Consider the following 24,302-nt stretch of genomic DNA (forward strand, 5'->3'; position numbering starts at 1 on the left):
CGCTACCGGGCCAAAAAGCCGCCGATGTTCACGTTCCGGTCGAGCTCCATCTTGAACTCGTAGCCGATCGGCAGGGCCTTCTCGCCGTTCTGGTCCGGCCGCAGCGACACGTCCCACCGCAGCAGCCCCTTCGGCCGGTCCTCGCGCAGGTACGCCGCCTCCGTGCTCAGCGCCGGCGTCGGGTTGTTCACCGTCACCGCGATCGTCATCGCCGACTCGGCGCTCGGCACGCGGTCCCACACCTGCACCGGCACCGGCTCGCGCTTGTAGCTGCTCAGCGACACCTGGTACTTGAATGTTAACACCTGGTTGCCGCCCTGTGTGGTGCGGTTCTTCTCCGTCAGGGTGCGCGTCACCTGCAACTGCGGGTCGGCGCCGAACCCGACCGTGAACCCCTTCCCCGCGGCGACGAGCGGCAGCTTGGTCTGGCCCACGAAGTCGGAGCCCAGGTACATCGTCGCCTCGCCCGGCAGGAGGACGTGGTCGCTCGTGTTGGTCAGGTCCGCCAGGCGGTACACGTTCGGCGTCAGCACCGGGACCGCCTTGTAGTAGAACTTCGGCGCCAGGTCGAACCGGTCGATCTCCAGCACCTGCTCGTCGCCGCGGCTGGGCAGGCTGGCGCCACCCTTCACCCGGTAGGCGACGCTCGGCCCCTCGCGCGCGGCCGCGGCCCCGGGGATTCCCTTGCCGGCGGCGTCGTCGAGGAACAGGTCGCAGAACTGTTCGACGGCGGCGGCGTCGTTGGTGAGCTTGGCGGCCACGTCGTCCTTGTTCTGGCGGTAGTTCTCGGCCGCCGCGGCGCGCTGCCCCTTGGCCTGCTTGTCCAGGTCGCGGGCGATCGCCGACGCGCTCGGCATCCCTCCGCCGGGGCCGCTGGCGCTCGAGCCGGGCTGGCCGGGCGCCTTCGGGTCGCTCATCGCCAGCCCCGGCCCGCCGACGGTTACAGCCAGCACGCGCAGGTCGGGCGGGGCGGCGTTGAGCAGCGGCTGGGCCGTGGACAGGGTGAGGTTCACGCCGGTCCAGTCCTCGCCGGTCTGCTGCTCGATCGCGGCCAGGTACTCCAGGCTCACCGCGTCCTTGTCCTTGGTGCCGGCCCGGAGCTTGTAGACCGGCCGCCAGTTGGCGTTCGACACGAGGTAGTTGAGCCGCACCGTGGCGGCGGCGCCGGCCTTCTTGTCCACGGTGATGACGGCGTCCCGCTCGGTGCGGACCACGCCGCCGGACTTCTCGCCGAGCAGCCGCTTGGCGAACGCCAGCTGCGTGGTGTTCCCCTCCAGCTCCTGCTTGAGCAGCTGCGCCTCCTTGCTCCGCTTCGAGCGGTCGTCCTGGACGAACTTCGCCAGGACGATGATCTTGTCGGCGTCGAGCTGCCCCTTGTCGGTGAGGTTGTCGAGCCCCTTGGCGGTGAACCCTTCGAGCTTGTCGAGCAGCTTCAGGTTGTCCTCGACGGCCTTGAGCTCGGCCTGGATGGTGGCCTGCTTCTGGGTGAGGGTCTTGATCTGAAGTTCGACCTTGCGCACGTCCTCGCGGGTGTCCTCGGCGATGGCCCGGGTGCGGAACCGGACGCTCAGCACGCGAATCCCCTCGCCGCCCTCGGCGTACAGCGACGACTGGAGCGTGTGGGCCGGCAGCGGCGACACGACCACCTCGGACAGCCCGGGCGCCTCGGGGAGCGTGACCTCGCGGGTGACGAGGGCGGTCTGCTGGTAGAGGGTGACGGCGGTGATCTTGCTCGGGGCGGCCTTGACGGCGCCGTCCTGGGCGCGGGCGCCGGACAGCGCGGCGAGGAGGCCGACGGCGAGGAGCGGCAGGGCGCGGCGCATGGGAGGGGTTCCGTTGGTGGGTGGTTCGGAGATCTGCCGCTCGCGGCGTAGCGGCGTGTACGCCGCTACGCCGCGAGCGGCAGAACTCCGAACCGGGCGGTTACTTCTTCTCGTCGCGGCCGTTACCGACCTCGAACCCGGCCGCCCGCGCCTGGTCGCGGACGACGCCCTTCACCGCCTCGTCGAGGGCCTGGTCGGCGGGGTTGCGCGGCGCCTTGGCGCGCTCCTCGTCGAGTTTCCGCTGCCGCTGCGCCGTCAGGTCGGCGATCCGCTTCTGGAGGGCGGCGCGCTCGTCGGCCTTCTTCTGCACGTACCCGGCGCGGTCGGCCGGCGGCAGCTTCGCCACCTCGGCCGGCAGCTCCGCGTCCGGCACCTTGGTGATGTCGAACGCCTTGTCCTGCTTCAGCTTGTCGATCAGGTCCCAGCGCTCGTTGCGGTACAGGTCGCCGGCCTTCGACGCGGCCCGCGCCAGCGCCGCCTGCGGGGCGGCGCCGCCGAACCCGCCCGGACCCGCGGCGGCACCCGGGGCCGCCTTCAGGGCGTTCGCGTCTTGCGCCTTCTGGTTCTCGAACCGCGCCGCCCCCTCCTTGCCGTAGGCGAGGTACGTCCTGCCGAGGTCGTCGCCGGCCTTGAGGATCTGGTCGTCGAACTCGGTCTTCGGCACGGCCGCGACCACGGCGCGGTTCTGGTCGATGGTCAGCGCCCGGCCGCCGCACTTGTCGGCGAACATGGCCCACCCCTTCGCCTCGTGGCTGTCGCCGCGGCCGCAGTAGATGGTGTTCAGGATCACGCCGCGGCCCTTCGCCAGGTCCGCGACCTCTTCGAGCGTCGTCTGCCGGTCCTGGTCGACGGGCTCGTTGCCGCACACGAACAGCAGCTTGAGCGCGCCGCGGTGCCACGGCTGCTCGGTGAGCGCCGCCTTGCCGACGCGGGCGACCAATTCGGTGCCGCCGCGGGTGCGGAGGGTGTTGAGCGCCTTGTACACGTCGTCGAGGTCGGCGGTGAGGTCGAGTTCCTTCTTCACCCAGCCGGTGGCGGGGGCGTAGTTGTCGTTGCCGTAGCTGTACAGGGCGACGCGGAGGTCGGGCGTCGGCCGGAGGCGGGCCAGCTCGTTGACGATGTCCCACAGCTTGATCTTGGCCGAGTCGATGAGGCCGTCCATGCTGTTGGACGTGTCTAGGCACAGCACGAGGTCGATGGCCTTGGGGGCGGCAACGGGGCGAGGCCGGGCGGGCTCCTGGGCCGGTGCCGGGGCCGGGGTGAAGGCGAGCGGCACGGCGAGGACCGCGGCGCACACGAGCAGGCGGGACATGAGCAACCTCCGGATCGGGGAAGCCTTCCACCGTCTGACGGGATTCTAACCGGAAGTGCGAGCCGGGGGCGTAACGGGTTGGTAACTGCCGGCGCCGCCCCGGAGCTTTCCTTCCCCGCGGCCGTCGGTTACCGTGGGGCGTACCTCCCCGGAGCCACCCCCATGCCCGACCGCCGCACCTTCCTCGCATCCACCGCCGCGATGCTGGGAGCCGAGTCCGCCCGCGGGTTCCAGGCCAACGACACCCTCCGCGTCGGCTGCATCGGCACCGGCGGCCGCTGCCGCACCCTCATGCGGTCGCTCGCCACCATCCCGAACGTCAAGATCACCGCCGTGTGCGACGTGTGGGAGACGAACCGCGAGGAGGGGAAGAAGCTCGCCGACCCCGCCGCCTTCGCCACCGGCCGGCACGAAGACCTGCTCGCGCGGAACGACGTCGATGCGGTGCTCATCGGCTCCCCCGACCACTGGCACGTGCCGCTCACCGTGGCGGCGTGCGCCGCGGGGAAGGACGTGTACGTCGAGAAGCCGCTGACGCACGACCTCGACGAGGGCCGCGCCGCCGTCGAGGCCCAGGACCGGCACCGCCGCGTCGTGCAAGTCGGCACCCAGCAGCGGAGCATGACCCACGTCCGCGCCGCCTACGACTTCCTCAAGAGCGGCGCCGTCGGCACCGTCCACAAGGTTCACTGCACGTGGAACCGCAACGCCGCGCGGGCGACGCGGTTCAAGGACACGCTCGACGCCTCGAAGGTGGACTGGACGCGCTTCCTCGGCACGGCCCGGCAGCAGCCGTTCGACGCCTACAAGTTCCGCCAGTGGCGTTGGTTCTGGGACTTCGGCGGCGGCATCTTCACCGACCTGATGGTCCACTGGATCGACGTGGTCCACTGGTTCCTGGACCTCGGCGTGCCGGCCACGGCCGCGAGCGCCGGCGACTTCTACTCGGCGAAGGACGTGTGGGAGACGCCGGACACGGTGCAGACCATCCTGCGGTACCCCGAGAAGCAGGTGCAGGTGTACTTCGAGGGCACGTTCAGCAACAACCGCAACGGGGCGATGGTCGAGTTCATGGGCACGGAAGGCACGCTGTACCTGGACCGCGGCCGGTTCGAGTTCATCCCCGACCGCGGCAAGGCGGGCCGGCCGCGCGAGCTGATCCTGGGCACGGGCACGCGCGGGCTCGACTTCTACGACAAGCCCGACGGGGAGTTGCTGCACCTGACGGACTGGGTGGCGGCGGTACGGGCGCGGCGGAAGCCGAGCTGCCCGGCGGAGGCCGGCGTGACGGCCGCCGCGGCGGCGCACCTGGCGAACCGGTCGCTGCGCACGGGGCAGATCGCCCACGCGAAGGGGTAACACCCGGCGAGCCGGGAGCGTGAGCGACCGGAGTCCGAGGGGCTTCGATATGCGTCAGACTCCGCTCGCTCACGCTCCCGGCTCGCCGGAGTTTCCGTACACCACCCGAACGCCCCCGGTCACTTCCACGGACGGACCCATGTCACCCGCTGCCCCGCCGGTCTGGACGGTCAAGGCGCTGCTCGAGTGGACGACCGACTTCCTCGCCAAGAAGAACGTCCCCGGCCCGGCCGCGAAGACCGACGCCCGCCTGCTGCTGGCCCACGTCCTGAAGTGCAAGCCGATCGACGTGCTCGTCCGCTACGACGAGCAGCCGACCGACGCCGACCGCACCACCTTCCGCGAACTCATCAAGCGCCGCGTGGACGGCTGGCCCGTGGCGTACCTCCTCGGCGAGAAGGAATTCTTCCTCCTGCCATTCGAGGTGACGCCCGCCGTGCTCATCCCGCGGCCCGAAACCGAAACGCTGGTCGGCGAGGCGCTGACGCTCTTGAAGAAGCAGCCCGGCGCGGCCGCGCTCGACCTCTGTACCGGCTCCGGTTGCGTCGCGGTGAGCCTGGCGCGCAACGCGAAGCAGGCGATCATCACGGCGACGGACGTGTCGCCGGACGCGCTCGACGTGGCCCGCCGCAACGCGACTCGGAACGCCGTCGCCGACCGGATCGACTTCCGCGCCGGCGATCTGTTCGCGGCGCTGCCGGCCGGCGCGCAGTTCGACGTGGTCGCGACGAACCCGCCCTACGTGACGCAGACGGAGCTGGCCGGGTTGCAGCCGGAGGTGCGCGACCACGAGCCGCGGCTGGCGCTGGACGGCGGCCCCGACGGGCTGGCGTTCTACCGCCGCATCGCCGCCGGCGTGGAGGCGTATCTGAAGCCCGGCGGCTGGCTCCTGGCCGAGATCGGCGCGACGCAGCAGGACGCGGTGACGGCGCTGTTCGCGGAGCGGCTCGACGTGGTGAAGACGCTCAAGGACGTGGCGGGGTTGCCGCGGGTGTTCGTGGCGCGGAAGCGGTGAGGGGGAAGATTTTTTGACGGGATGAACAGGACAGGACAGGATGGAAGCCAGAGACAGAATTGAACATGATTCCTGTCTCTGGCTTCCATCCTGTCCTGTCCTGTTCATCCCGTCAAAAAATGCCTTGATTCAGAACAGCTCCTCGATGCGCTTGCCGTGCGGCAGCACCGGGATCGGCCGGCCGTTGTTGAGGTAACTCGCACCCACGTCCACGCCGAGGTGCGCGTACACCGTCGCCAGCACGTCCTGCGGCGTCTTCGGGTTCGCCTTCGGGAACGCCCCCAGCTCGTCCGACGCACCGACCACGCGCCCGCCGACCACGCCGCCGCCGGCGAGCGCGGCGCTGAACACGTTCGGGTAGTGGTCGCGGCCGGCGTCGTTGTTCACCCGCGGCGTCCGCCCGAACTCGCCCCACGCCAGCACCAGCGTCGTGTCCAGCAGGCCCCGCGCCTCCAGGTCTTCCAGCAGCGCCGAGTACGCCCGGTCCCACCGCGGCAGGAACCCCTCCCGCAGCGACTCGAAGCCCTTCACGTGCGTGTCCCACCAGCGCAGGTCAACCGTCACGATCCGCACCCCGGCTTCGACCAGGCGGCGGGCCAGCAGCATGCGTTGTGCCCAGTTCGGGGCGCCGCAGCGGTTCGCGGCCTTCGGGTCGAACGCCGGCAGGAAGCCGTACCGCTCGCGGACGGCCATCGGCTCCTTGTCCAGGTCGAAGGCGTCGCGCGCCGCCGGCGACGTGAGGATGTCCCACGCCCGCGTCTGGAAGCGGTCGAGGGCGTCGAGCTGGCCGCCGGTGTCGGCGTCGCGGCGGAGGGTGTCGAAGCGGCTCAGGAGCGAGCGGCGGTCGGCGGCGCCGTCGCTGGTCACGCCCGTGGCCAGCGTGAAGTTCGGCAGGCGGAACGGGCCGGGCTGGGCCGGGTCGGCCTGCGTCTCGAACGGCTTGTGCGCCACGCCGAGGTACGCCGAGCCGGCGCCCGGGAGCACCCGCGGGATCATGACGTAGGCCGGCAGGTGCGGCGTGAGGTGGCCGAGCTGCTTCGACACCACCGACCCCACCGACGGGTGGACGTTCTCGTCCGGCGCCGGGCCGCTGTTGTACCCGGTGAAGCAGATCTGATCGCCGGTGCTGTGCCCGGCGTCGTGGTGGTGCAGGCTGCGGACGATCGACCACTTCCGCATGATTCGAGCCGACATCGGCAGCAGGTCGGACAGGCGCACGCCGGCGACGGGGGTGGGGATGGTGCCGAACTCGCCGCGCACTTCCGCCGGCGCGTCGGGCTTCGGGTCCCAGGTGTCGTGGTGGCTCGGCCCGCCGCGCATCCACAGCAGGATGACGGAGTTCACGCGCTTCGGCGTGTTCAGCTCGTTGGCGCGGAGCACGTCGGCGAGGCCGACGCCGGCGCCGAGGAGGCCGGCCTTCACGAAGCCGCGGCGGCTGGTGCGGAGGGTGCGGCGGAAGTCGGCACAGCCGAGGGGCGTGGGCATGGGACGCGGCCCGGGGAGGGCGGGGGCAGGCGGGAGGGCCGACATACGAACGATACCACCGGCCGGCCGCGGGTGCCAGCGGATTTCGCCCCCCTACAACAGCCGCATCAACAACTACGGGGGGGCGGCCATGAAGGGGAACGACCAGGTCATCGACGCGCTGAACCGCGCCCTGACCATCGAGCTGACGGCGATCAACCAGTACTTCATCCAGGCGAAGATGTGCAAGAACTGGGGCTTCCTGAAGCTCGGGAAGAAGCACTACGAGGAGAGCATCGGCGAGATGAAGCACGCCGACAAGATCATCGAGCGGATCCTGTTCCTGGACGGCGTGCCGGAGATCGGCCGGTACGACGTGATCCGCGCCGGCGGCGACGTGAAGGAGCAGTTCGAGGTGGACCTGAAGCTCGAGTCGAGCGGCGTGGCGGCGTACAACGAGCTGGTGAACCTGTGCATCCAGGTGAAGGACAACGGCACCCACAAGCTGGCGCTCGAAATCCTCCACGACTCGGAGGAGCACGTGGACTGGCTGGAGACGCAGCTGAACGTGATCGGCACGATCGGCCTCGAGAAGTACCTCGCCGAGCACCTCTTCGACGGCGACGACGAGTGAGGGCGGTTGAACGCGGCCGGTGCCCTGGGGTAAGATGCGGGCAGCTTCACGGAGGCCACGCATGTCCATCACGATCACCGACCCTGCCCTGATCGCCCAGTTGCGGGAGGCCGGCAGCGCCGAGCTGACCGACCCGGACGGGAACGTGATCGGCACGTTCGCCGTCGAGGGGTTGGGGATGCTCCCGCCGGGGGTGAAGTCGCCCTTCACCGACGAGGAGCGGGCGGAGATGCGCAAGGAGCGCTCCGGCCGCCCGCTGAAGGACATCCTCCGCGACCTGGAGGCGCGGGGATGAGTTACGCCGTCGTGTGGGCGCCCACCGCCGAACGGCAGCTCGCCGCCGTGTGGACCGCTGCCGCCGACCGCGCCGCGGTGACGGCCGCTTCCGCGTGGCTCGACAAGCGCCTCGCCTCCGACCCACTTCGCTTCGGCCGGCCGATCGATTCGTCGGTCCACCGGAGCGGGTCGTTCGACGGCCTGGGCGTCGAGTTCGAGGTGATCGAGGACGACAAGCGCGTCATCGTCCACGGCGTGTTCACCGTCCCGTAACCCGCGTCACTTCAGCCCGAACAGCCGCATCAGCGCCTCGCGGAGGCCGGGGCCGTGGCCCTCCCGGCTCGCCTCCTTCAGCGCCGCGATCGGGCCGTGCAGCATCTTGTTCCCCATCAGCCGGAACGCCGCCTCTACCGCCGCCTTGTCGGCCGCCGTCAGCCGGCCGTTCAGCTTCCCCAGCAGCGGCCCCAGCACCTCGTCGCGGATGCGGTTCACCTCCTCCGTCAGCGCCCCGATCACCGGGCCGTCCTTGCGGCGGTTCCAGTCGGTCAGGAACGCCGTCACCTCCTCCGCCACGAGCTCCTCCGCGGGGGCGAGGTGCCGCCGCCGCTCGGCCAGCTGCTGGTCGCGGACGCGGTTCAGGTCGTCCACGTTGAACACCGTCACCGCGTCGCCGTCGTCGATCCGCGGGTCGAAGTCGCGCGGCACGGCCAGGTCGAACACCACCAGCTTCCGCCGCCCGCGCCGGGGCCGCACCTTCTCGTCGAACCGCCGCCGCGGCACGATGAAGTCGTCCGCCCCGGTCGTACTCACCACGATGTCGGCGCGGGCCAGGCCGTCGTCGAGTTGCTCCCACAACAGCGGCGCCCCGCCGAACTCGGCCGCCAGCGCCGCCGCCTTCTCGGGGCTGCGGTTCGTCACCAGCACCGCCGCGGGCTGGAGCTCGCGGATGTGCGTGAGCGTCAGCCGGCCCATCTCGCCGGCGCCGATCACCAGCACCGTCTTGTCGGTGAAGCGGTTGAACACCTCCTTCAGGAAGCCGACCGCGGCGCTGGCCACCGACACCTGCCCCTGCCCGAGGCCGGTTTCGGTGCGGACGCGCTTGGAGGCGCGGGCGGCGGCGGGGAACAGGGCGTTCAGCAGCGGGCCGGTGGCGCCGGCGCGCTGGGCTGACTCGAAGGCGTCCTTCACCTGCCCGGCGATCTGGTCCTCGCCGAGCACCACGCTGTCGAGCCCCGCGGCGACGCGGAAGGCGTGCCGCACGGCGTCGGCGTCGGCGTGCTCGTAGAGGTGCGGGTGGATGTCGGCGGCGGGCACGCCGTGCAACTCGGACAGGTACTCGGCGACGAGCGGCGAGTGGACCGGGGCGCCGGTCTCGGGCCGGGCCAGGTACAGCTCGACGCGGTTGCAGGTGCCCAGCACCACGGCCTCGGCGCCGTAGCGGGCGGTGAGTTCGGCGAGGGCGCGGGTCGTCTTGTCGGCGTCGAACGCCAGCTTCTCCCGCAGCTCGACCGGGGCCGAGCCGACGTTGCAGCCGATGGCGCGGAGGTTCATCGGTCGCCCCCCGCGAACGGGTGCGACGCCATAAGCGCCAGCAGCAACAGGCCGAACGCCGCGACGTGGAGCGTCGCCAGCCGCCGGGCCGACACGTTCGTGGCGTAGCGGAGGTACACCAGCACCGCGAACACGAGCCACAGCGACGCCGTGGTCAGCACCTTCAGCGACAGCCACGTCTCGGCGCCGCCGTGCCCGGTCCGCAGCAACAGCGTGCCGACGAGGAGCCCGGCGGTGAGGAGCGGGAAGGCCCAGTTCACGGCGTTGCGGGCCATCGCCTCAAGCCGTTCGAGGTTGAGCATCGGCACGACCACGGCCGGGTTCACCCGGTTGCGGACGCGCCGCAGCTGCACCAGGTACATGACGCTGGCGAGGAACCCGACGCTGATGCCGATGGCCCCGCCGAGCAGCAGGAAGCCGTGGACGGCGCCCCAGAAGCGGTCGCCGTGGAGCCAGTCGGGCGCGGCGGTGGTGTCGCTCGCGGCGAGGGCCAGGGACAGCCCGACGAGGCCGAGGACGAGCGGGAGGACGAACACGGCCCACGCCTGCCTGGCGTAGTGGAGGGTGCCGTAGAGGTAGAACAGCGCGAGCACCCACGCCAGCAGGAGGAGCGAGCCGTACGGCGCAGCGGGGGTGGGCGGGTTGAGGGCGAGGTAGGCGGTGTGGGCGAGCACGCCGGCGGCGCCGGCCGCGAGGCCGGCGAGGCGCCAGCCGCGGCCGGGCCAGAACAGGCGGGCGATCTCCAGGCCGAGGGCGAGGAGGTAGCTGAGCCCGAAGCAGGCGTGGGAGAGGCCCGTGAGGGGCGGGACCGTCATCGGCGCGGCGGGGCTCGAGGGTGGCGCGGGGCGGGTGAGGGGATTATACTCGCGGCGCCCGAAGCCGACCGGGCGAGCCGACCGTCGTCACTCCGACACCGGGAGCTCGCCGCCGGCGCGCGTCGTCAGCGCCAGCAGCGCCGCCGCGCTCGTCGTGGCGCGCAGGAAGCGCACGCTGCCGTCGCCCAGCGCCACGTTCGCGCCGCCGGTGTGGTAGCTGCCGTAGGCGCCGAGCCGCGCCCGGTACTCGGCGGCGAGCTGGGTGCCGTTCACCGGCGGGGGCGGCGTCGGGATCACGATCGGCGGCACCGGCGGCGGCGGCGGCTCCCAGTGACTCGGGTTCGACATCCCCACCGCCGCCCCCGACGCGAACAAGCCGCCCGCCGCGGTCCCGGCCGGGGCGTCCGGCGTCGACGCCGGGAACGGGTACCACCGGGCGTACGCCGCCACCGGCTGCAGCGGCGGGGTCGGCGGCGGCATGATGATCCCCATCGACTGCGGCTGCTGGTACGTGTCCAGCCCCGCGTCGCCGACCTGCCGCTCGCCCAGCAGCAGCGTGTTCGAGGTGCCGTCGAGCACGTCGCCGAAGCGCACCCCGACCTGGTTCGCCGCCGGTTTCGACCCCGGGCCGGTGCTGTGGAACATGCCGTCGGTCTTCGTGTTGGCGTCGAGCGGGTACGGCCGCGTGCCGCCGTTGCCCCCGTAGGTCGTCAGCCCGGAAGCCGCGTCGAGCGTCGGGTGGCTCGGGCACAGCATCAGCGGCAGCGCCGTCTGCGCCAGCGCGCTGTTGTTGCCGGTGTTCACAAAGTCCCAGCGGCGGAACAGCGGGTCCTGCTCGACATGCGGCAGGAGCTCGACGAACAGCGTGGTGTAGCGCGACCCGCCGGCCTCGCACGCGGTCGGGAAGCGGTCAGTCGTGCCGTGGTAGCCGTGGCAGGCCAGCGCGAGCTGCTTCAGCTGGCTGGTACACTTCGCGCGCGCCGCCGCCTCGCGGACCTTCTGCACCGCGGGGAGGAGCAGCCCGATCAGGATGGCGATGATGGCGATCACCACCAGCAGTTCGATGAGCGTGAACGCGGCGCGGCGACCGGCCATGCCGACCTCGGGGACGGGGGACTGTCATCATCCCACGTCGGGGCGGCGGCGTCCACCGCGGGACGGAAACGAACGAACCCGGGGTCGCCCCCGGGGTCGTGTGGTGCGGCGGCCGCCGGTCGGTCAGGCGGTGGCGGCCGGCTTGCGGCGGAAGGCGCCGCGGCCGAGGAGGCAGCCGACGCCGGCCAGCGCCAGCAGCACGGCCGGCGGGGCCGGCACGGCGCCCGGCGGCGTGGTCGGCGGCGGGTACGACTTGGTGACGGTGGCCAGCACCTTGCTCCCGTTGCTGGAGCTGTAACTGCCGGCCGTGCGGAAGCGGGCGCCGATGCCGGCGCTGCCGTTCGTGCTCAGGTACGTCATCAGGGCGTCGGCGGTGATGTTCGCCCCCGGCCCGACCAGGTCGAATACGAACACGCCCGTCGCCCCCATGGCGATGCCGTTGACCGACGCGCCGGACGTGTGCCAGCTGCTGCCGACGGCGGCGCCGATGTCGAACTGGCCGAACGAGCCCGTGTCGAACATCGAGCCGTTGCTGTAGTCGGCGTCGGCGAGCAGTTGCCAGTTCGACGTCGGCTTCGAGGCCAGGGAGCCGCTGGTGAGCGTGCCCGGCAGGCTGATGCCGAACGCGGTCAGGTACTGGCTGCCGCTGGTGTTGGTGAGCGTGATCCGGACGCTGGCGCTGGTCGGGCCGTTGTTGTCGACTTCGATCGAGCCGGTGTAGCTGCCGCCGGAGCCGAAGCTCGGGGCGATGCTCTTGATGTCCACCTTGCTGTCGTAGGCGACGAACGCTGCCCGGGCGGACCCGGGGCCGGCCAGGGCGGCGGCCCCGACCAGCAGTGCCGCGACAAGGCGGCGGGGAGTAATGAGGGCGGGGCGCATCGGACGGGGCTCCTCGGTGTGAAACCGGTTGCGGCGTGGCCGGAAGATCAGGGGGTGCCACGGACCGCGTCAGCGGGGACCGTGTGGCACACCTGGTGCCGTCGGGGGTGCGTTCCCGGACGGGCGGGGTGGGCGAATCGGAACCCGTTGGGGGGTAACGGGATCGGCATTCGACCGGGCACGTCTCTCGGCCGCATCGGGTCGGGAGGCGCTACCGGGGGGTAACGGCCTCGCCGACAATGACTCATGAAGTGTACAGCCGGCAACACCGGCCTGACTACCCGATCCGGCAAAGTTTGCGGATGCGGCGTAATCGTTAAGATCGGACGTGAATTCCGGCGTGAAGGCGGCGGCGGTTCCGGCCGCGGCCGCGGGATTGTGCTATCCCGGGGCGGGCCGCGTCATTAGGATGGCCCCACCCCTCCCGCCAGCCGACTCGCCAAGGGCCAAATCGTGGGAACCGACGCCGCTACCGACCCCGTGCCGACCAGCCACCCGGTCGGGTTCCGATTCTTCTTCTGGGGCGAGTTCGCCGAGCGCTGCTCGTACTACGGGATGCGGGCGATCCTCGCCCTGTACATGACCGAGAAGCTCGGCGTGGACAAGGCCGACGCCGGCACGTTCATGTCGCTGTTCATCGCGGCGTGCTACTTCTTCCCGCTCGTCGGCGGGTACGTGGCCGACAACTTCCTCGGCAAGTACTGGACGATCGTGCTGTTCTCGGTGCCGTACGTCGCGGCCCAGTTCCTCGTCGGCATCGAGGACAAGTACGTGGTGTTCGGGGCGCTGGTGCTGCTGGCGATGGGGAGCGGCGTCATCAAGCCGAACATCTCGACCCTGATGGGGATGACCTACGAGCAGCAGCGGCCCGGCCAGGAGCAGCTCCTGACCAGCGCGTTCAGCTGGTTCTACATGGCGATCAACTTCGGCGCCGGCATCTCGCAGCTGGCGATGCCGTGGCTGCGGACGAACTACAGCTACCAGGTGGCGTTCCTGTTCCCGGCCGGGCTGATGGCGCTGGCCCTGATGCTGTTCGCCGCCGGCAAGCGGTACTACGCCAAGGAGACGATCGAGCGGAAGGTGGTGACCGACGGCCCCCCGCCGGAGGACACGACGACGATCACCGGCATCCCGGTCCGGTACAAGGCGGTGACCCAGGCCGAGAAGGACGCCGACCGGGCGCTGAAGATTCAGGTGCTCAGCCGGATCGGGCTGGTGTTCCTGCTGGTGATGTTCTTCTGGGCCATCTTCGACCAGTCGGCCAGCACGTGGATCTTCTTCGCCGACACGTACATGGAGAACATCCTGTTCGGCGTGCCGGTCACGGCCGACCAGATTCAGGCGTTCAACGCCTGGTTCATCGTGCTGCTGGTGCCGGCGAGCGTGTTCCTGTTCAAGTCGCTCGACCAGGCCGGGCTGAAGGTGAAGGCGACGCAGAAGATGGCCGTGGGCTTCCTCTTCACCGGGCTGGCGATGGCGATCATGAGCCTGGCCGGGTTCATGGCCGGAGCCAAGCAGGACGCGGTGAAGATCACCACGCCCGAGGGCGCCGTCGTGGTGCCGGTGGCGAAGACGCCGCTGAAGGACGTCAAGGCCGGCACGGCCGAGTTCGGCCCGGTGAAGGTGACGGCCGCCGACTGGGCCTACGACGAGGGGAAGAAGCGGCTGACGTTCGCGTCCGGCACCGTCCGGCTGGCCGACGGGAAGGAGCTGCTGGTGACCGGCGGCCACCTCGTCGCCGAGGAGTTCCCGGACGCCGCCGGGTGGGAGCGCGGCGGGGTGCTGGAGCCGCTGCTGAAGTCCGGCGAGGACCGGGCCAAGGCCGGCACCGAACCGACCAAGGCGACCGCCGAGGTGATCGACTGGGTGAAGCCCGCCGAGCGCGTGACGGTGTGGTGGCAGGTGCTGGCCTACCTCATCATCACCGTGGCCGAAATCCTGATCTCGGTGACCGGCCTGGAGCTGGCGTTCGTGGCCGCCCCGCAGTCGATGAAGAGCTTCGTGACCGGGTGCTGGCTGGCCGTGGTGTTCCTGGCGAACCTGCTGATCAACGCGCCGATCACCCGCCTCTACCCGGTGATGGCCCCGGGTGTGTACTTCGCCATGCTGGCCGGGGCGATGGTGGTGGTGGTGGTGGTGTTCATCCCGGTGGCGATGGCCTTCAACCGCGGGATGGCGGCGCAGGCGAACACGGCCCCCCGTCGGATCGGCGAGGCGGAGACGGAAGCGGTGTAAGCGAAGTTGCCGCTTGCGGCTTAGCGTCGCGGGACGCTAAGCCGCAAGCGGCGTCAGTACCGCGGGACCGACGGATCGATCAGCCGGCTCCAGGCGTCGATCCCGCCGGCCAGCGACGCGGCGTTATCGTGCCCCGCGGCCCGCAGCACCGCCGCCCCGCGCAGGCTCCGCACCCCGTGGTGGCACAGCACCACCACCAGCGCCCCCGCCGGCGGCTGCACTTCGTCCGTGCGTCCCGCCAACTCCGGCAGCGGAATCAGCAGGCTCCCCGGCAGGCGGCAGTAGGCGTACTCGTCGGGGTTGCGCACGTCCACGAGGTACACCGGCTCACCGGCGTCCTGCATCCGCTTCAGCTCGGCGACCGTCAGTTGCGGGATCATCCACTCACTCCCCGGCGATGTCCGGCAGGCCCAGCTTCGTCAGGTACTCGCGCTCCTTCGCCCGCATCGCGGCGGCGCCGCGGTCGTCGGTGTCGGTGTACCCGCACAGGTGGAGGCACCCGTGGACGACGTAGAGCACCAACTCCGGGCCGACGGCGTGGCCGCGGTCGGCGGCGTACTCCGTCGCCACGCCGTAGCCGATGACCACGTCGCCCTCCAGCTTCTTCGCCCCGGCGGCGCTGTGCGGGAAGGTGAGCACGTCGGTCGGCTCGTCGTGGTTCAGGAACTGCTTGTTCAGCCGGTGGATGTGGGCGTCGTCCACGAACGCCAGCGTCACCGCGGCCTCGCGCACGCCCTCGCCCTCGAGCACGACGCGGGCGGCGTCCTTGAGGGCGGCGAAGTCGAGCGGGTACTCGTACGGGTTCGACACGCGGGCGCGGATCATGCGTCCCATTCTACGACCACCGGCCGGCCGCGCCCGTCGAAGCAGCTGGCGTTCACGAACGTGGTGCCGTCGATGTCGCTGCGCCCCGCGGCCTCGTGGATGTGGCCGAACACGTGAAGCCGCGGCCGTACCTCCATCACGCGGTCGAACAGGTCGCGGCAGCCGACCAGCTCACCGCGAATCGTGCGGTCCAGGATTCCCGCCGGCGGGCCGTGCGTGATGAGGATGTCGGTGCCGTCGGGAATCTTCGCCCACACGGCGGCGAGGGCGGGGCCGCGCTCCAGGTTGAACGCCCAGCCGCCGAACCACGGCTGCCACGGGCTGCCGTACACCGTCAGTCCGCCGACCGTGACCGCGGTGTCTTCGAGGTAGTGGGCGTGGGTGAGGAGCGCCCGTGCGGCCCGCGGCTGTTCCTGAAACGCGAAGTCGTGGTTGCCGCAGATGACGACCTTGTGCGGGTGCGGGAGTTCCCCGAGCCAGCGGTCGAAGTCGGCGACGGTGTCGAGTTCGCCGCGGCGGGTGATGTCGCCGGCGTGGACGAGGAGGTCGCCGTCGGGCACGGTCAGGTCGCGGTGCCCCCCGTGGGTGTCGCTGACGCAGACGATCCGCATGGGGGGTCAGTAGTCGAGGGTGAAGGTGAGCGACGGGCCGTCGAGGCGGAAGGCGCACAGCACGAGCAGGTCGCGGCCGATCAGAATGTCGCAGCCGAACGGGCCGAGCGGAACCTCCGTCAGCGGCAGGTCGGCCTTGTGGAAGTTGTCCGCGACACGCCCACTCGGGTGCGGGATGGTCAAGGAGGCGGCGTACTGGACCGCGTACCCGAGCCCGCCCGCGGCTGGCACGTTGATGTGAGTGAACCCGTAGTGGTCGAGCGGAAGCCGGGCGAGCACGTCCGGGTCGACGCACGTCACCTGTGCCCCGGTGTCGACGAGGGCGAGCACGTCGATCGGCTGCGGTATCGGGCTGCCGGCGGCCCGGAGGCGGCGGACTTCCTTCGCGCTCAGTCCGATCCAAACCCGGAGCGCTGCCCCGTCGGCCTCGTTCCACGACCCGCTCACGCCGGGCACGGGGCGGCCTCCGCGGCCGGGACGGTGCCGAACACCTCGGCGAGTGGGTCGAGCAGCTTCGCGTCGATCCGTTGAACCAGGAACGTGCCGGGCTCGAACTGGCCGAGCCCGTACTGAAGGCCGTCCCCGTAGGTGTCCCAGGTGCCGAACGTTTCGCTGCCGCGCACCACGACGTACCGGCCCTCGCCCCCGAGCTCCGCGAGCATCTCCGGGAGGGCGCGGTAGTACGTCCGCATCGGTTCCTCCATCCACGGGTGTCGCGCCAGCAGTTCGGGGATCGTCATTGTCGCTCCTCGGCAGTCCTTCCCATCCTACCCGCCGGGCCGGCCGCGCACCAGCCGCGCGAACGTGCGGTACGCCCGCCACAACCCCGCCACCGAGCCCACCGCGCCGGCCGCGCACCACAGCGCCACCGTCGCGTCGCCGGCGCCCGCCGCCTGCCACGCCTTCGCGCCCAGCGCGGCCGTCAGCCCGAGGCCCATCGGCGTCAGGAAGCCGACCAGGAACGACCCCACGAGCCACGACGGAAGCACCGTCCGCCGGTTCGCCGACGGCACGCCGCGCCACAGCCGCCGGGCCAGCCACGCCAGCGCGAACCCGACCACGCCGTGACCCGCGCCGATGCCGAGCAGCAGCCCCGCCAGCGGCCACTCGTTCCGCCACGCGAAGTGCGCCGCGGCCACGGGCGTGAGCAACCCGGCGAGCAGGAAGTACGCCGCGACCGGGGTGAGAGCCGCGGCGCCCAACAGGCGCGGCCAGCGGCCGACGTCGGCGAAGTAGTCGGTGCCGCGGGCGAGCTTGCCGAGGTTGCTCGGCTCGTCGGCGTCGGGGCGGTCGAAGGGGATGAGGTCGGAGTCCACGGCGTCACGGGGGGTCAGGCGGCGCGGCGCATCGGCAGCGGCTCCGCCGCCGCCTCCGGCCGCCGGGCGATCGCCGCCAGCCCCAGCGCCCACAGGCCGATCGTCGCGGCGGCGCCCAGCCCGCCCTCGCGGAGGCGGTCGAATACCGGGCCGGGGAACAGCGGCACCGCGGTGATGATAGCCCACGCCGCCAGCGCCGTCGTGGTGCGGGCGTCCGCCGTCAGTGCCCCCGGCCGCGCCGCCAGCCCGCGGAGCCACAGCCCGCACGCCAGCGGCAGCACGAAGGCGTAGTAGTGCATGTGCGACACCGGCGTCATCAACATCATCACCGCGCACAGGCCACCGAACAGCACCAGCTGGTCGGCCGGCGCCGGCCCCGCACGGCGGAACCCGACCCACGCCGTCACCAGCAGCATCGTGCCGCTCACGGCCAGGTGCGCCACTTTGGCCGCCCGGCCCGGCTGGTCCGGCCGCGCCGCCGGGTCGGGGTGCTGCCAGGCGTGGACCGCCGCCAGCACCGACTGGCTGTCCGTCGCCGCCGCCCCGTGCAGTTCCTTCGCCCGCGTCTGGTCGCCGTGCTCGTCGAACACCGGCCCCAGCACCACCCGCACGAGCTTCGCGTTCACGTCCACCGCGCCCGGCACGCCCCACACCGCCGCCGGCACGACGCCGATGAGCACCACCACCGCGGCCGCGGCGCCGACCAGCGCCCGCCAGTCGCGGCGGACCAGCGGGTACACCACCAGCAGCGTCGGGATGATCTTCAGGACCGCGGCCGCGGCCAGCCACGCGCCGCCGGCGTAGCGGCGGTTCCGCACCACGGCGGCGAACCCGGCCGCCCACAGCGCCACCACCATCGGGTTGACCTGCCCGCGGCCGAGGGTGTGACCCAGCCCGCCGAGGCACACGTACACCGGCACCAGCCGGGCGTACCACCACCGCCGCGAGCCACGCTCCAGTGTCGGCAGCACCACCCCGGCGAACGTGTGGACCGCGTAGCCGATCGCCAGCAGGCTCAGCGCGTACCACACGCCGACGGACACGGCGTAGGGCACGTACCCGGCTTGCGGCAGGAACTTGTACGGGTGGGCCAGCGGCACCATCGCCACGGCGAACGGCGGCGGGTAGGCGTAGTGCCAGCCGTTGTCGTCGGTCACGTCGTAAATGTCGAGGCCGGCGCGGACGGCCCAGCCGGCGCGGGCGAAGACGCCGAAGTCGGTCTTCGGCGTGGTCTGGAACGCCGAGCGGATTTCGGTGAGCACCCCGAACGCGACCAGCAGCAGCGCGAGCAGGGCGAGGCCGACGCGCTCCCAGGTCCGGAGGCGGTCGGAGGTGGGGGACGGTGTCATTCCGGGGTTATCGGCAATTCCGCCGGCGGACGCGAGCCCAGCTGTACTCGGTGGCACGAGTGTCGGGCGGGTTCCTTCATGGTGCGGCGCGTGCGCCCCCTAACTCGCACGATGTGAGCCCGATTCACGATGGCACATTGGAGCGACGCCGGCGGCGTGGAACGTTGCGGCGCCGTGGGTTACGACGAACGGGGGTGCGGCGCCGTCCCACGACCATACGGCGGCGGTCAACCCGGCGCGCGAGCGGAAGTTGTGGCGACTGCTCGACGCGATCCGCTGGGAGACGTAAGTGGCGGTGCCGTTCGCGGCTCCAAGGTGGCCAACGCTCCGGCCGGTTGCGTCACATCCACGAAGTCGCTGCGACCAACCCGACGTACCCGAGGACCCCCGCGGCCACCACCCCGCCGCCCGCGGCGGCACCGGTGGCCGGCCCACGACGGCGCCCGACCACGAGGCCCACGCCGAGTGCCAGGGCGGTCACGACCGCAGCGAGGATGACTGTGATGCCCACCGACCGCCCTCCGGTGATCAAGTAATCACAGGCTAACTCGCTCGCCCTCGCCGGGGAATACCTTCGCCGGGCCGCCACGGTATTGGTCCGAGTCGGCGAGGCATCCCTACGCCGCCGGCTTCACCCCCAGCCGCCGTAGCACCGACCGCGCCGCGGCCCAGCCGCACATCCCGTGAACGCCGCCGCCGGGCGGCGTCGACGACGAGCACAGCCACAGCCGCGAGTTCGCCGTCCGGTACGGGTCGAACTTCGCCACCGGCCGCGTGAACAGCTGCCACAGGTCCGTCACGCCGCCGCTGATGTCGCCGCCCACGTAGTTCGGGTTGTACGCCTCCATCGCCGCCGCCGTCGTCACGTGCCGGCCGAGCACCACGTCGCGGAAGCCCGGGGCGAAGCGCTCCATTTGCGCCTCGATGCGGCCCAGCATGTCCTCCCCGCCGCCCGGCGGGACGTGGCAGTAGCCCCAGCCGACGTGTTTCCCCGCCGGCGCCCGCGACGGGTCGATCACGCCCGGCTGCACGAACAGCACGAACGGCTTCTCCGCGTGCCGGCCCTCGAACCCGGCGCGCTCCGCGGCGGCGACCTCGTCCAGCGTGCCGCCGACGTGGACGGTGCCGGCCCCGCGCACGTCCACCGCCGCCCACGGCACCGGGGCCGACAGCGCCCAGTCCACCTTGAACACGCCGGGGCCGTGCCGGTACTTCCGCAGCCGCCGCGCGTACCCGGCCGGCAAAGCGTCGCCGGCGATCGCCAGAAGTTGCCGCGGCGACGTGTCGAACAGCACCGCCTTCGCCGGCGGCAGGTCGGCCAGCGACTTCACCCAGCGGCCCGTTTCGATCTCGCCGCCGAGTGAGCGGAAGTAGCCGGCGAGGGCGTCGGTCAGCGCCTGCGCGCCGCCGCGTGCGACCGGCCAGCCGTGGGCGTGGCCGGCCAGGCCGAGCATGAGCGCCACCGCCCCGCCGGGCCGCGACTCCAGCGGCAGGATCGCGTGCGCCGCCACCCCCGCCCACAGCGCACGGGCTTCCCGCGTGCGGAAGTACGCCTCCGCGAAGCCGCGACCCGAGCGCAACCCGGGGAGGCCGAACCGCAGCGCGGCCAGCGGGTGCCGCGGGATCGTGAACGGCGGCCCCAGCAGGTCGGCGAACAGCCCGTCGGCGGCGCGGACGAGCGGCGCGATCAGCCGGCGGTAGGCGTCCGCGTCTTCTCCCAGACCCGCGGCGGTGTCCTCGACCGAGCGGCGGAACACGGCCGCGGTGCCGCCGTCGAGCGGGTGGGCGAACGGCAGCGGCGGGTGGAGCCATTCCAGGCCGAAGCGGTCGAGCGGCAGCGTGCGCAGGTACGGACTCGCGGCGGCCATCGGGTACACCGCCGAGCACACGTCGTGGGTGAAGCCCGGCAGCGTCAGCGCCGCCGACCGCGCCCCGCCGCCGATCGTGTCGGCCCCTTCCACGACCAGCACCGACAGGCCGGCGCGGGCCAGCTCGATGGCGGCCGCGAGGCCGTTGGGCCCGCTGCCGACGATGACCGCGTCGCGTTCCGGCATGTCGCCCCCGGCACAGCCTTTGCCCTGGGTGGGTGGTCGCACCCCCACGGAGATGCTGTATGGCCGCCGACCCGAACCCGCCCGCGAAGAACGAACCGGCCCCGGACGTGAAGTTGCAACCGGCGGAGCACGAGCAGGAGACCACTCCCGCCCAGGAGCGCGGCGAGCGGTACGATCAGGCCAAGGCCGTGGCCCGCGGCGGCAAGGACGCCGGCCATGTGCCGGGGGCCGAGCCGGCGTGACCGCCGCCCCAGGCATTCGAGCCGGCGTCCGATGGCGAGCGAATCGACTCGTCCCCGCTGAACCGCTCACCTCGTCCGACGACCGTCCCGCCCGGCGGTCGGCCGGAACCACCTACGCGGTGGCAACTTGGGACCGACTGCCGGTATGCAATCGTCGCTCGAGCGGCGATCTGTTTTAGGCCACGTCGTCGGCCGCAAAGCGGGGTAGCCGTCCGCCGGACACCATGACACCGGCACGACCACACGGACGCCCCCGCTGCCAAATCCTGTTCTACGGTACAGCCGCACCACCCGCGCAACCGGTCCGGTCGCCACGACCCGACAGCGGAGGTCCGTCCGTGCCCGACGCCCGCACCCATAGCCTACACCCTCCCGAACCCGACCCCACCTGCGTCATCGCGGGCGGGACCGCGGTCAGCACGCCGCTGCCGCCGTCGGCCGCCGACGCGGCCCCCGGGTACGTGGTGATCCACGAGATCGCTCGCGGCGGCATGGGGCGCGTCGTCGCCGCCCGCGACCCGAAGCTGAACCGCGAAGTGGCCATCAAGTTCCTCCTCCCCACGTCCGACCCGACGGCCGCCGACCGGTTCGCCCGCGAGGCGGAGATCACGGCCCGGCTGCCGCACCCGGGCGTGCCGCCGGTCCACGCCCTGGGCCGCACCCCGGCCGGGCAGCCGTTCCTGGTGATGAAGCTGGTCCGCGGCCGCACCCTGGCCGCGCTACTCGGCGACCGGCCTGACCCGCGGCACGCACTGGGGCGGTTCGTCGGCGTGTTCGAGCAACTGTGCCAGGCCGTCGGGTACGCCCACAGCCAGGGGATCATCCACCGCGACCTGAAGCCGGCGAACGTCATGGTCGGGGCGTTCGGCGAGGTGCAGGTCATGGACTGGGGGCTCGCGGCGGACGGTGCGGAGTGCGGCGTGCGGCGCGCGGCGGCCAGGCCCGAGTCGCGGCCGGCGCCTCCGGACTCCGCGCCCACCTCAACGCACTCCGCACTCACGCTGGCCGGGACGGTCCTCGGCACGCCCGGGTACATGGCGCCGGAGCAGGCCCGCGGCGAGGCCATCGACGCGCGGGCCGACGTGTTCGCGCTCGGCGGCGTGCTGGCGCTCGTCCTCACCGGCCGGCAACCGGTCCCCGACGACTGGACGGCGGGCAGCGCGGCCGAGGACGGCATCGAGGCGGCGGCGGCGCTGCGCGCGGACCTGCCGCACGCCGGCGCCGACCCCGAGTTAACGCGGCTCGCCTACGCCTGCCTGAGCCCGTACCCGGACGACCGCCCGGCCGACGGGAAGGCCGTGGCCGAGGCCGTCGCCGCGTACCGGGCCCGCGCCGAGGACCGCGCCCGCCGGGCCGAGTCGGACCGCGCCGCGGCGGAGGCGCGCGTCGCCGCCGAGGCCCGCGCGTCCGCGGCCCGCGCCGCCGCCGACGGCCGCACGCGCCGCGCCCACGCCGGGCTGTGGGCGGCGTTCGTCGTGATGGGCGCGGCCGCCGGCCTGGCCGGGTGGTGGCACGACCGGGTGGAGCGCGAGCGCCAGCAGGAGGCCGGTCACGCCGCGGCGGCGCAGGCCCGGCTGCAGCTGGAGCGCGACCTGGCCCACGAGCGGGCCGACGGCGAGTCGAGCTCGACCCGCGCCAACGCCGCCCAGCACCTGGCGCTGGCCGCCGACCTCCGCGACCGCTTCCGGTTCGACGACGCCGACCGGGCCGTGGCGCTGGCCGCCGCGCTGGCGGCGCGCGTCGAGGCGGACGACCTGGTGCGCCGCGCGGCCGAGGCGAAGGCGCAGCTGGACACCGTGCGGGCGCTCGACGCGGCCCGGACCAGGCAGCTGGTGTGGGTGCAGCAGCAGGGGAGCCTCGGCCGGTACGCCGACGCCTCGGGCGACTTCCGCGCCGCGTTCGCCGCCGCCGGCCTCGACTTCGCCGCCGAGGAAATCGACGCCCTGGTCGGCAAGGTGACGGCGTCGCCGATCAGGACGCAACTGGTGGCCGCGCTCGACGACTGGACGGCGGCCGAGGACGACCGGCGGCTGGCGGCGCGGGCGCTGGAGGTGACCCGGCTGGCCGACCCCGGCCCGTGGACCGACCGGCTCCGCGACCCGGAGGTGCGGGCCGACCCCGGTCGGCTCGCGGACCTCGCCGCGGCGGCCGAGCCGGCCGAGCTCACGTCCGCCGCGCTGGTGGCGCTGGCCCGCGTGATGATGGCCGCGCGGCTGGACCCGGCGCCGGTGCTGCTGCGGGCACACGCCGCCCACCCGGCCGACTACCGCATCGCCTTCCACCTCGGCGACCTGTCCGTCCACCGCGACGCGGCCCGCGCCGCCGGGTTCTACCGCACCGCCCGCGCCATGCGGCCGGACAACTTCGCCGCCAACGTCAACCTCGGGGTGGCGCTGATGAAGGCCGGCGACCCGGCCGGGGCGCGCGACGCCTACCTGCTCGCCGCCCGGATCGACCCCGACAGCCCGCTGGCGGCGTACAACCTCGGCCGCGCCCTCGCCGCCACCGGCGACCTGCTCGGCGCCGCCGCGTCGCTGCTGAAGGCGACCCGCGGCTTCCCCGGGTACGTGGACGCGCAACTGGAACTGGCCCGGGTGCTGGACGAGGCCGGCGACCTGCCGGCGGCGGTCGAGGCGGCGTGGGCCGCGACGCGGGCCGACCCCGCCGACAAGCGGGTGTGGGACCGGCTGGCCGTGCTGGCGGCCCGGACGGACCGGCCGCACCAGCACATCGACGGCCTGCGGGAGGTCGTCGGGAAGTCGCAGGACCAGGCCGTCTTCCACACGCACCTGGGCGGGGCGCTGGTGGACGCCGGCCGGCCGGACGAGGGGATCGCGGCGCTGCGGCGGGCGGTCGAACTGGCCCCGGGGCACTCGCCGGCGTACCAGTTCCTGGGCGTGGCCTATTCCCACAAGGGCGACACGGCCGAGGCCATAAGCTGGCACCGCAAGGCGGTCGACATCGACCCGACCAGCTCGTGGGCGCAGACCCGGCTCGGCGGCGCGCTGGTGAACGCCGGCCGCGAGGACGACGGCATCGCCGCCCTCGACGCCGCCGCCCGGCTCGACCCGACGAACGCCACCGCGTTCGAGTTCCTGGGCGTCGCCCGCAACCGGAAGCGCGAGTACACCGCGGCCGCGGTCGCGTTCCGCCGGGCGGCCGAGCTGGAGCCGACGATCCCGCGGGTACACTACCAGTTCGGCACGGCGCTGCTGAACGCCGGCGACGCGGCCGGGGCGGTGGAGCCGCTCCGCGAGGCGACGCGCCGCGAACCGGGCGTGCCGCAGCCGTGGACGAACCTGGGCAGCGCCCTGATGCGGGTCGGCCGCACGGCCGACGCCGCGGCGGCCTTCCGCGAGGCGCTGCGGGTGCGGCCCGGCTTCCCGCCGGCGGCCGCCGGCCTCGCCGAGGTGGAGCGGCTGACGGCGGAGTGACGGCGGTTCGTGC

General features: G+C 72.6%; 24 protein-coding genes. 8 read left to right on the top strand and 16 right to left on the bottom strand.

Annotated features, from left to right (window positions below; translation table 11 throughout):
• Positions 1-2: 2 nt before the first annotated feature.
• Positions 3-1,823, bottom strand: a complete 1,821-nt coding sequence (locus ETAA1_RS25220) for a mucoidy inhibitor MuiA family protein (RefSeq protein ID WP_145243255.1) — start codon at positions 1,821-1,823, stop codon at positions 3-5.
• 100 nt (positions 1,824-1,923) lie between these two features.
• Positions 1,924-3,135, bottom strand: a complete 1,212-nt coding sequence (locus ETAA1_RS25225) for a vWA domain-containing protein (protein ID WP_145243256.1) — start codon at positions 3,133-3,135, stop codon at positions 1,924-1,926.
• A gap of 162 nt (positions 3,136-3,297) precedes the next feature.
• On the opposite strand from ETAA1_RS25225, the gene ETAA1_RS25230 reads away from it, so the two are divergent.
• Both ETAA1_RS25230 and prmC read left to right on the top strand, forming a co-directional pair.
• Entirely contained in the window at positions 3,298-4,494 is a 1,197-nt protein-coding gene (locus ETAA1_RS25230; protein WP_145243257.1) for a Gfo/Idh/MocA family protein, read from the top strand.
• Between the two features lie 139 nt (positions 4,495-4,633).
• A complete protein-coding gene (gene prmC, locus ETAA1_RS25235) occupies positions 4,634-5,509 on the top strand; it encodes a peptide chain release factor N(5)-glutamine methyltransferase (RefSeq protein ID WP_145243258.1) in 876 nt (291 codons plus the stop codon).
• Between the two features lie 129 nt (positions 5,510-5,638).
• Here the strand turns inward: prmC and ETAA1_RS25240 are convergent, their stop codons facing one another.
• Positions 5,639-6,994, bottom strand: a complete 1,356-nt coding sequence (locus ETAA1_RS25240; protein ID WP_145243259.1) for a DUF1501 domain-containing protein — start codon at positions 6,992-6,994, stop codon at positions 5,639-5,641.
• 130 nt (positions 6,995-7,124) lie between these two features.
• On the opposite strand from ETAA1_RS25240, the gene bfr reads away from it, so the two are divergent.
• The 3 genes from bfr (at position 7,125) to ETAA1_RS25255 (ending at position 8,156) form a co-directional block, all read left to right on the top strand.
• Positions 7,125-7,607: a bacterioferritin gene (gene bfr, locus ETAA1_RS25245; RefSeq protein ID WP_145243260.1), complete on the top strand. Its 483-nt coding sequence runs from the start codon at positions 7,125-7,127 to the stop codon at positions 7,605-7,607.
• Positions 7,608-7,668: 61 nt separating this feature from the next.
• Positions 7,669-7,902, top strand: coding sequence for a hypothetical protein (locus ETAA1_RS25250; protein ID WP_145243261.1), 234 nt, complete (start codon positions 7,669-7,671; stop codon positions 7,900-7,902).
• Positions 7,899-8,156: a hypothetical protein gene (locus ETAA1_RS25255; RefSeq protein WP_145243262.1), complete on the top strand. Its 258-nt coding sequence runs from the start codon at positions 7,899-7,901 to the stop codon at positions 8,154-8,156. Before ETAA1_RS25250 ends, ETAA1_RS25255 begins: the two co-directional genes overlap by 4 nt.
• Positions 8,157-8,162: 6 nt before the next feature.
• Here the strand turns inward: ETAA1_RS25255 and hemA are convergent, their stop codons facing one another.
• The 4 genes from hemA to ETAA1_RS25275 all read right to left on the bottom strand — a co-directional run bounded on the left by hemA (position 8,163) and on the right by ETAA1_RS25275 (position 12,223).
• Positions 8,163-9,434: a glutamyl-tRNA reductase gene (gene hemA / locus ETAA1_RS25260; RefSeq protein WP_145243263.1), complete on the bottom strand. Its 1,272-nt coding sequence runs from the start codon at positions 9,432-9,434 to the stop codon at positions 8,163-8,165.
• Entirely contained in the window at positions 9,431-10,249 is an 819-nt protein-coding gene (gene ccsA / locus ETAA1_RS25265; protein WP_145243264.1) for a cytochrome c biogenesis protein CcsA, read from the bottom strand. Before ccsA ends, hemA begins: the two co-directional genes overlap by 4 nt.
• A gap of 87 nt (positions 10,250-10,336) precedes the next feature.
• A complete protein-coding gene (locus ETAA1_RS25270; RefSeq protein ID WP_145243265.1) occupies positions 10,337-11,344 on the bottom strand; it encodes a DUF1559 family PulG-like putative transporter in 1,008 nt (335 codons plus the stop codon).
• A gap of 123 nt (positions 11,345-11,467) precedes the next feature.
• Positions 11,468-12,223, bottom strand: coding sequence for a hypothetical protein (locus ETAA1_RS25275; RefSeq protein ID WP_145243266.1), 756 nt, complete (start codon positions 12,221-12,223; stop codon positions 11,468-11,470).
• Between the two features lie 453 nt (positions 12,224-12,676).
• Between ETAA1_RS25275 and ETAA1_RS25280 the strand changes: the two genes are divergently transcribed.
• A complete protein-coding gene (locus tag ETAA1_RS25280) occupies positions 12,677-14,458 on the top strand; it encodes a POT-type proton-dependent oligopeptide transporter (RefSeq protein WP_238389302.1) in 1,782 nt (593 codons plus the stop codon).
• A gap of 53 nt (positions 14,459-14,511) precedes the next feature.
• On the opposite strand, the gene ETAA1_RS25285 is transcribed toward ETAA1_RS25280, so the two are convergent.
• From ETAA1_RS25285 to ETAA1_RS25320, 9 genes are all read right to left on the bottom strand, one after another.
• Complete coding sequence (locus tag ETAA1_RS25285; protein ID WP_145243267.1) at positions 14,512-14,838, bottom strand: rhodanese-like domain-containing protein; 327 nt, start codon at positions 14,836-14,838, stop codon at positions 14,512-14,514.
• Positions 14,839-14,842: 4 nt separating this feature from the next.
• Complete coding sequence (gene ybeY, locus ETAA1_RS25290) at positions 14,843-15,283, bottom strand: rRNA maturation RNase YbeY (RefSeq protein ID WP_145243268.1); 441 nt, start codon at positions 15,281-15,283, stop codon at positions 14,843-14,845.
• A complete protein-coding gene (locus ETAA1_RS25295; RefSeq protein ID WP_145243269.1) occupies positions 15,280-15,894 on the bottom strand; it encodes a metallophosphatase domain-containing protein in 615 nt (204 codons plus the stop codon). Before ETAA1_RS25295 ends, ybeY begins: the two co-directional genes overlap by 4 nt.
• Positions 15,895-15,900: 6 nt before the next feature.
• Positions 15,901-16,350, bottom strand: coding sequence for a pepsin/retropepsin-like aspartic protease family protein (locus tag ETAA1_RS25300; RefSeq protein WP_145243270.1), 450 nt, complete (start codon positions 16,348-16,350; stop codon positions 15,901-15,903).
• On the bottom strand, positions 16,338-16,634 hold the full coding sequence (locus tag ETAA1_RS25305) for a hypothetical protein (protein ID WP_145243271.1): 297 nt from the start codon (positions 16,632-16,634) through the stop codon (positions 16,338-16,340). The genes ETAA1_RS25300 and ETAA1_RS25305 overlap by 13 nt, the downstream gene beginning before the upstream one ends.
• A 27-nt stretch (positions 16,635-16,661) precedes the next feature.
• Positions 16,662-17,210 carry a phage holin family protein gene (locus ETAA1_RS25310; RefSeq protein ID WP_145243272.1) on the bottom strand — a complete coding sequence of 183 codons (549 nt, stop codon included), beginning with the start codon at positions 17,208-17,210 and terminating at the stop codon, positions 16,662-16,664.
• 14 nt (positions 17,211-17,224) lie between these two features.
• On the bottom strand, positions 17,225-18,559 hold the full coding sequence (locus ETAA1_RS33545; protein ID WP_145243273.1) for a glycosyltransferase family 87 protein: 1,335 nt from the start codon (positions 18,557-18,559) through the stop codon (positions 17,225-17,227).
• A gap of 340 nt (positions 18,560-18,899) precedes the next feature.
• On the bottom strand, positions 18,900-19,070 hold the full coding sequence (locus ETAA1_RS32390; protein ID WP_202920393.1) for a hypothetical protein: 171 nt from the start codon (positions 19,068-19,070) through the stop codon (positions 18,900-18,902).
• 106 nt (positions 19,071-19,176) lie between these two features.
• The gene (locus tag ETAA1_RS25320; RefSeq protein ID WP_145243274.1) at positions 19,177-20,613 is read right to left on the bottom strand and encodes a phytoene desaturase family protein; all 1,437 of its coding nucleotides are present in this window, start codon (positions 20,611-20,613) and stop codon (positions 19,177-19,179) included.
• 59 nt (positions 20,614-20,672) lie between these two features.
• Between ETAA1_RS25320 and ETAA1_RS25325 the strand changes: the two genes are divergently transcribed.
• Positions 20,673-20,855, top strand: a complete 183-nt coding sequence (locus ETAA1_RS25325; protein ID WP_145243275.1) for a hypothetical protein — start codon at positions 20,673-20,675, stop codon at positions 20,853-20,855.
• A gap of 338 nt (positions 20,856-21,193) precedes the next feature.
• Positions 21,194-24,289 (top strand): serine/threonine-protein kinase, encoded by a 3,096-nt coding sequence (locus ETAA1_RS25330; RefSeq protein ID WP_202920394.1) that lies wholly within the window; start codon positions 21,194-21,196, stop codon positions 24,287-24,289.
• Positions 24,290-24,302 lie beyond the last annotated feature (13 nt).

Origin of the sequence: Urbifossiella limnaea, assembly GCF_007747215.1 — a bacterium.
In the GTDB taxonomy this organism is placed as follows: domain Bacteria; phylum Planctomycetota; class Planctomycetia; order Gemmatales; family Gemmataceae; genus Urbifossiella; species Urbifossiella limnaea.

What these genes read in the sequence shown, in the direction of transcription:
- ETAA1_RS25220 (WP_145243255.1), bottom strand. Translation starts at nt 1,823, where the DNA reads ATGCGCCGCGCCCTGCCGCTCCTCGCCGTCGGCCTCCTCGCCGCGCTG.
- ETAA1_RS25225 (WP_145243256.1), bottom strand. Translation starts at nt 3,135, where the DNA reads ATGTCCCGCCTGCTCGTGTGCGCCGCGGTCCTCGCCGTGCCGCTCGCC.
- ETAA1_RS25230 (WP_145243257.1), top strand. Translation starts at nt 3,298, where the DNA reads ATGCCCGACCGCCGCACCTTCCTCGCATCCACCGCCGCGATGCTGGGA.
- prmC (WP_145243258.1), top strand. Translation starts at nt 4,634, where the DNA reads ATGTCACCCGCTGCCCCGCCGGTCTGGACGGTCAAGGCGCTGCTCGAG.
- ETAA1_RS25240 (WP_145243259.1), bottom strand. Translation starts at nt 6,994, where the DNA reads ATGCCCACGCCCCTCGGCTGTGCCGACTTCCGCCGCACCCTCCGCACC.
- bfr (WP_145243260.1), top strand. Translation starts at nt 7,125, where the DNA reads ATGAAGGGGAACGACCAGGTCATCGACGCGCTGAACCGCGCCCTGACC.
- ETAA1_RS25250 (WP_145243261.1), top strand. Translation starts at nt 7,669, where the DNA reads ATGTCCATCACGATCACCGACCCTGCCCTGATCGCCCAGTTGCGGGAG.
- ETAA1_RS25255 (WP_145243262.1), top strand. Translation starts at nt 7,899, where the DNA reads ATGAGTTACGCCGTCGTGTGGGCGCCCACCGCCGAACGGCAGCTCGCC.
- hemA (WP_145243263.1), bottom strand. Translation starts at nt 9,434, where the DNA reads ATGAACCTCCGCGCCATCGGCTGCAACGTCGGCTCGGCCCCGGTCGAG.
- ccsA (WP_145243264.1), bottom strand. Translation starts at nt 10,249, where the DNA reads ATGACGGTCCCGCCCCTCACGGGCCTCTCCCACGCCTGCTTCGGGCTC.
- ETAA1_RS25270 (WP_145243265.1), bottom strand. Translation starts at nt 11,344, where the DNA reads ATGGCCGGTCGCCGCGCCGCGTTCACGCTCATCGAACTGCTGGTGGTG.
- ETAA1_RS25275 (WP_145243266.1), bottom strand. Translation starts at nt 12,223, where the DNA reads ATGCGCCCCGCCCTCATTACTCCCCGCCGCCTTGTCGCGGCACTGCTG.
- ETAA1_RS25285 (WP_145243267.1), bottom strand. Translation starts at nt 14,838, where the DNA reads ATGATCCCGCAACTGACGGTCGCCGAGCTGAAGCGGATGCAGGACGCC.
- ybeY (WP_145243268.1), bottom strand. Translation starts at nt 15,283, where the DNA reads ATGATCCGCGCCCGCGTGTCGAACCCGTACGAGTACCCGCTCGACTTC.
- ETAA1_RS25295 (WP_145243269.1), bottom strand. Translation starts at nt 15,894, where the DNA reads ATGCGGATCGTCTGCGTCAGCGACACCCACGGGGGGCACCGCGACCTG.
- ETAA1_RS25305 (WP_145243271.1), bottom strand. Translation starts at nt 16,634, where the DNA reads ATGACGATCCCCGAACTGCTGGCGCGACACCCGTGGATGGAGGAACCG.
- ETAA1_RS33545 (WP_145243273.1), bottom strand. Translation starts at nt 18,559, where the DNA reads ATGACACCGTCCCCCACCTCCGACCGCCTCCGGACCTGGGAGCGCGTC.
- ETAA1_RS25320 (WP_145243274.1), bottom strand. Translation starts at nt 20,613, where the DNA reads ATGCCGGAACGCGACGCGGTCATCGTCGGCAGCGGGCCCAACGGCCTC.
- ETAA1_RS25325 (WP_145243275.1), top strand. Translation starts at nt 20,673, where the DNA reads ATGGCCGCCGACCCGAACCCGCCCGCGAAGAACGAACCGGCCCCGGAC.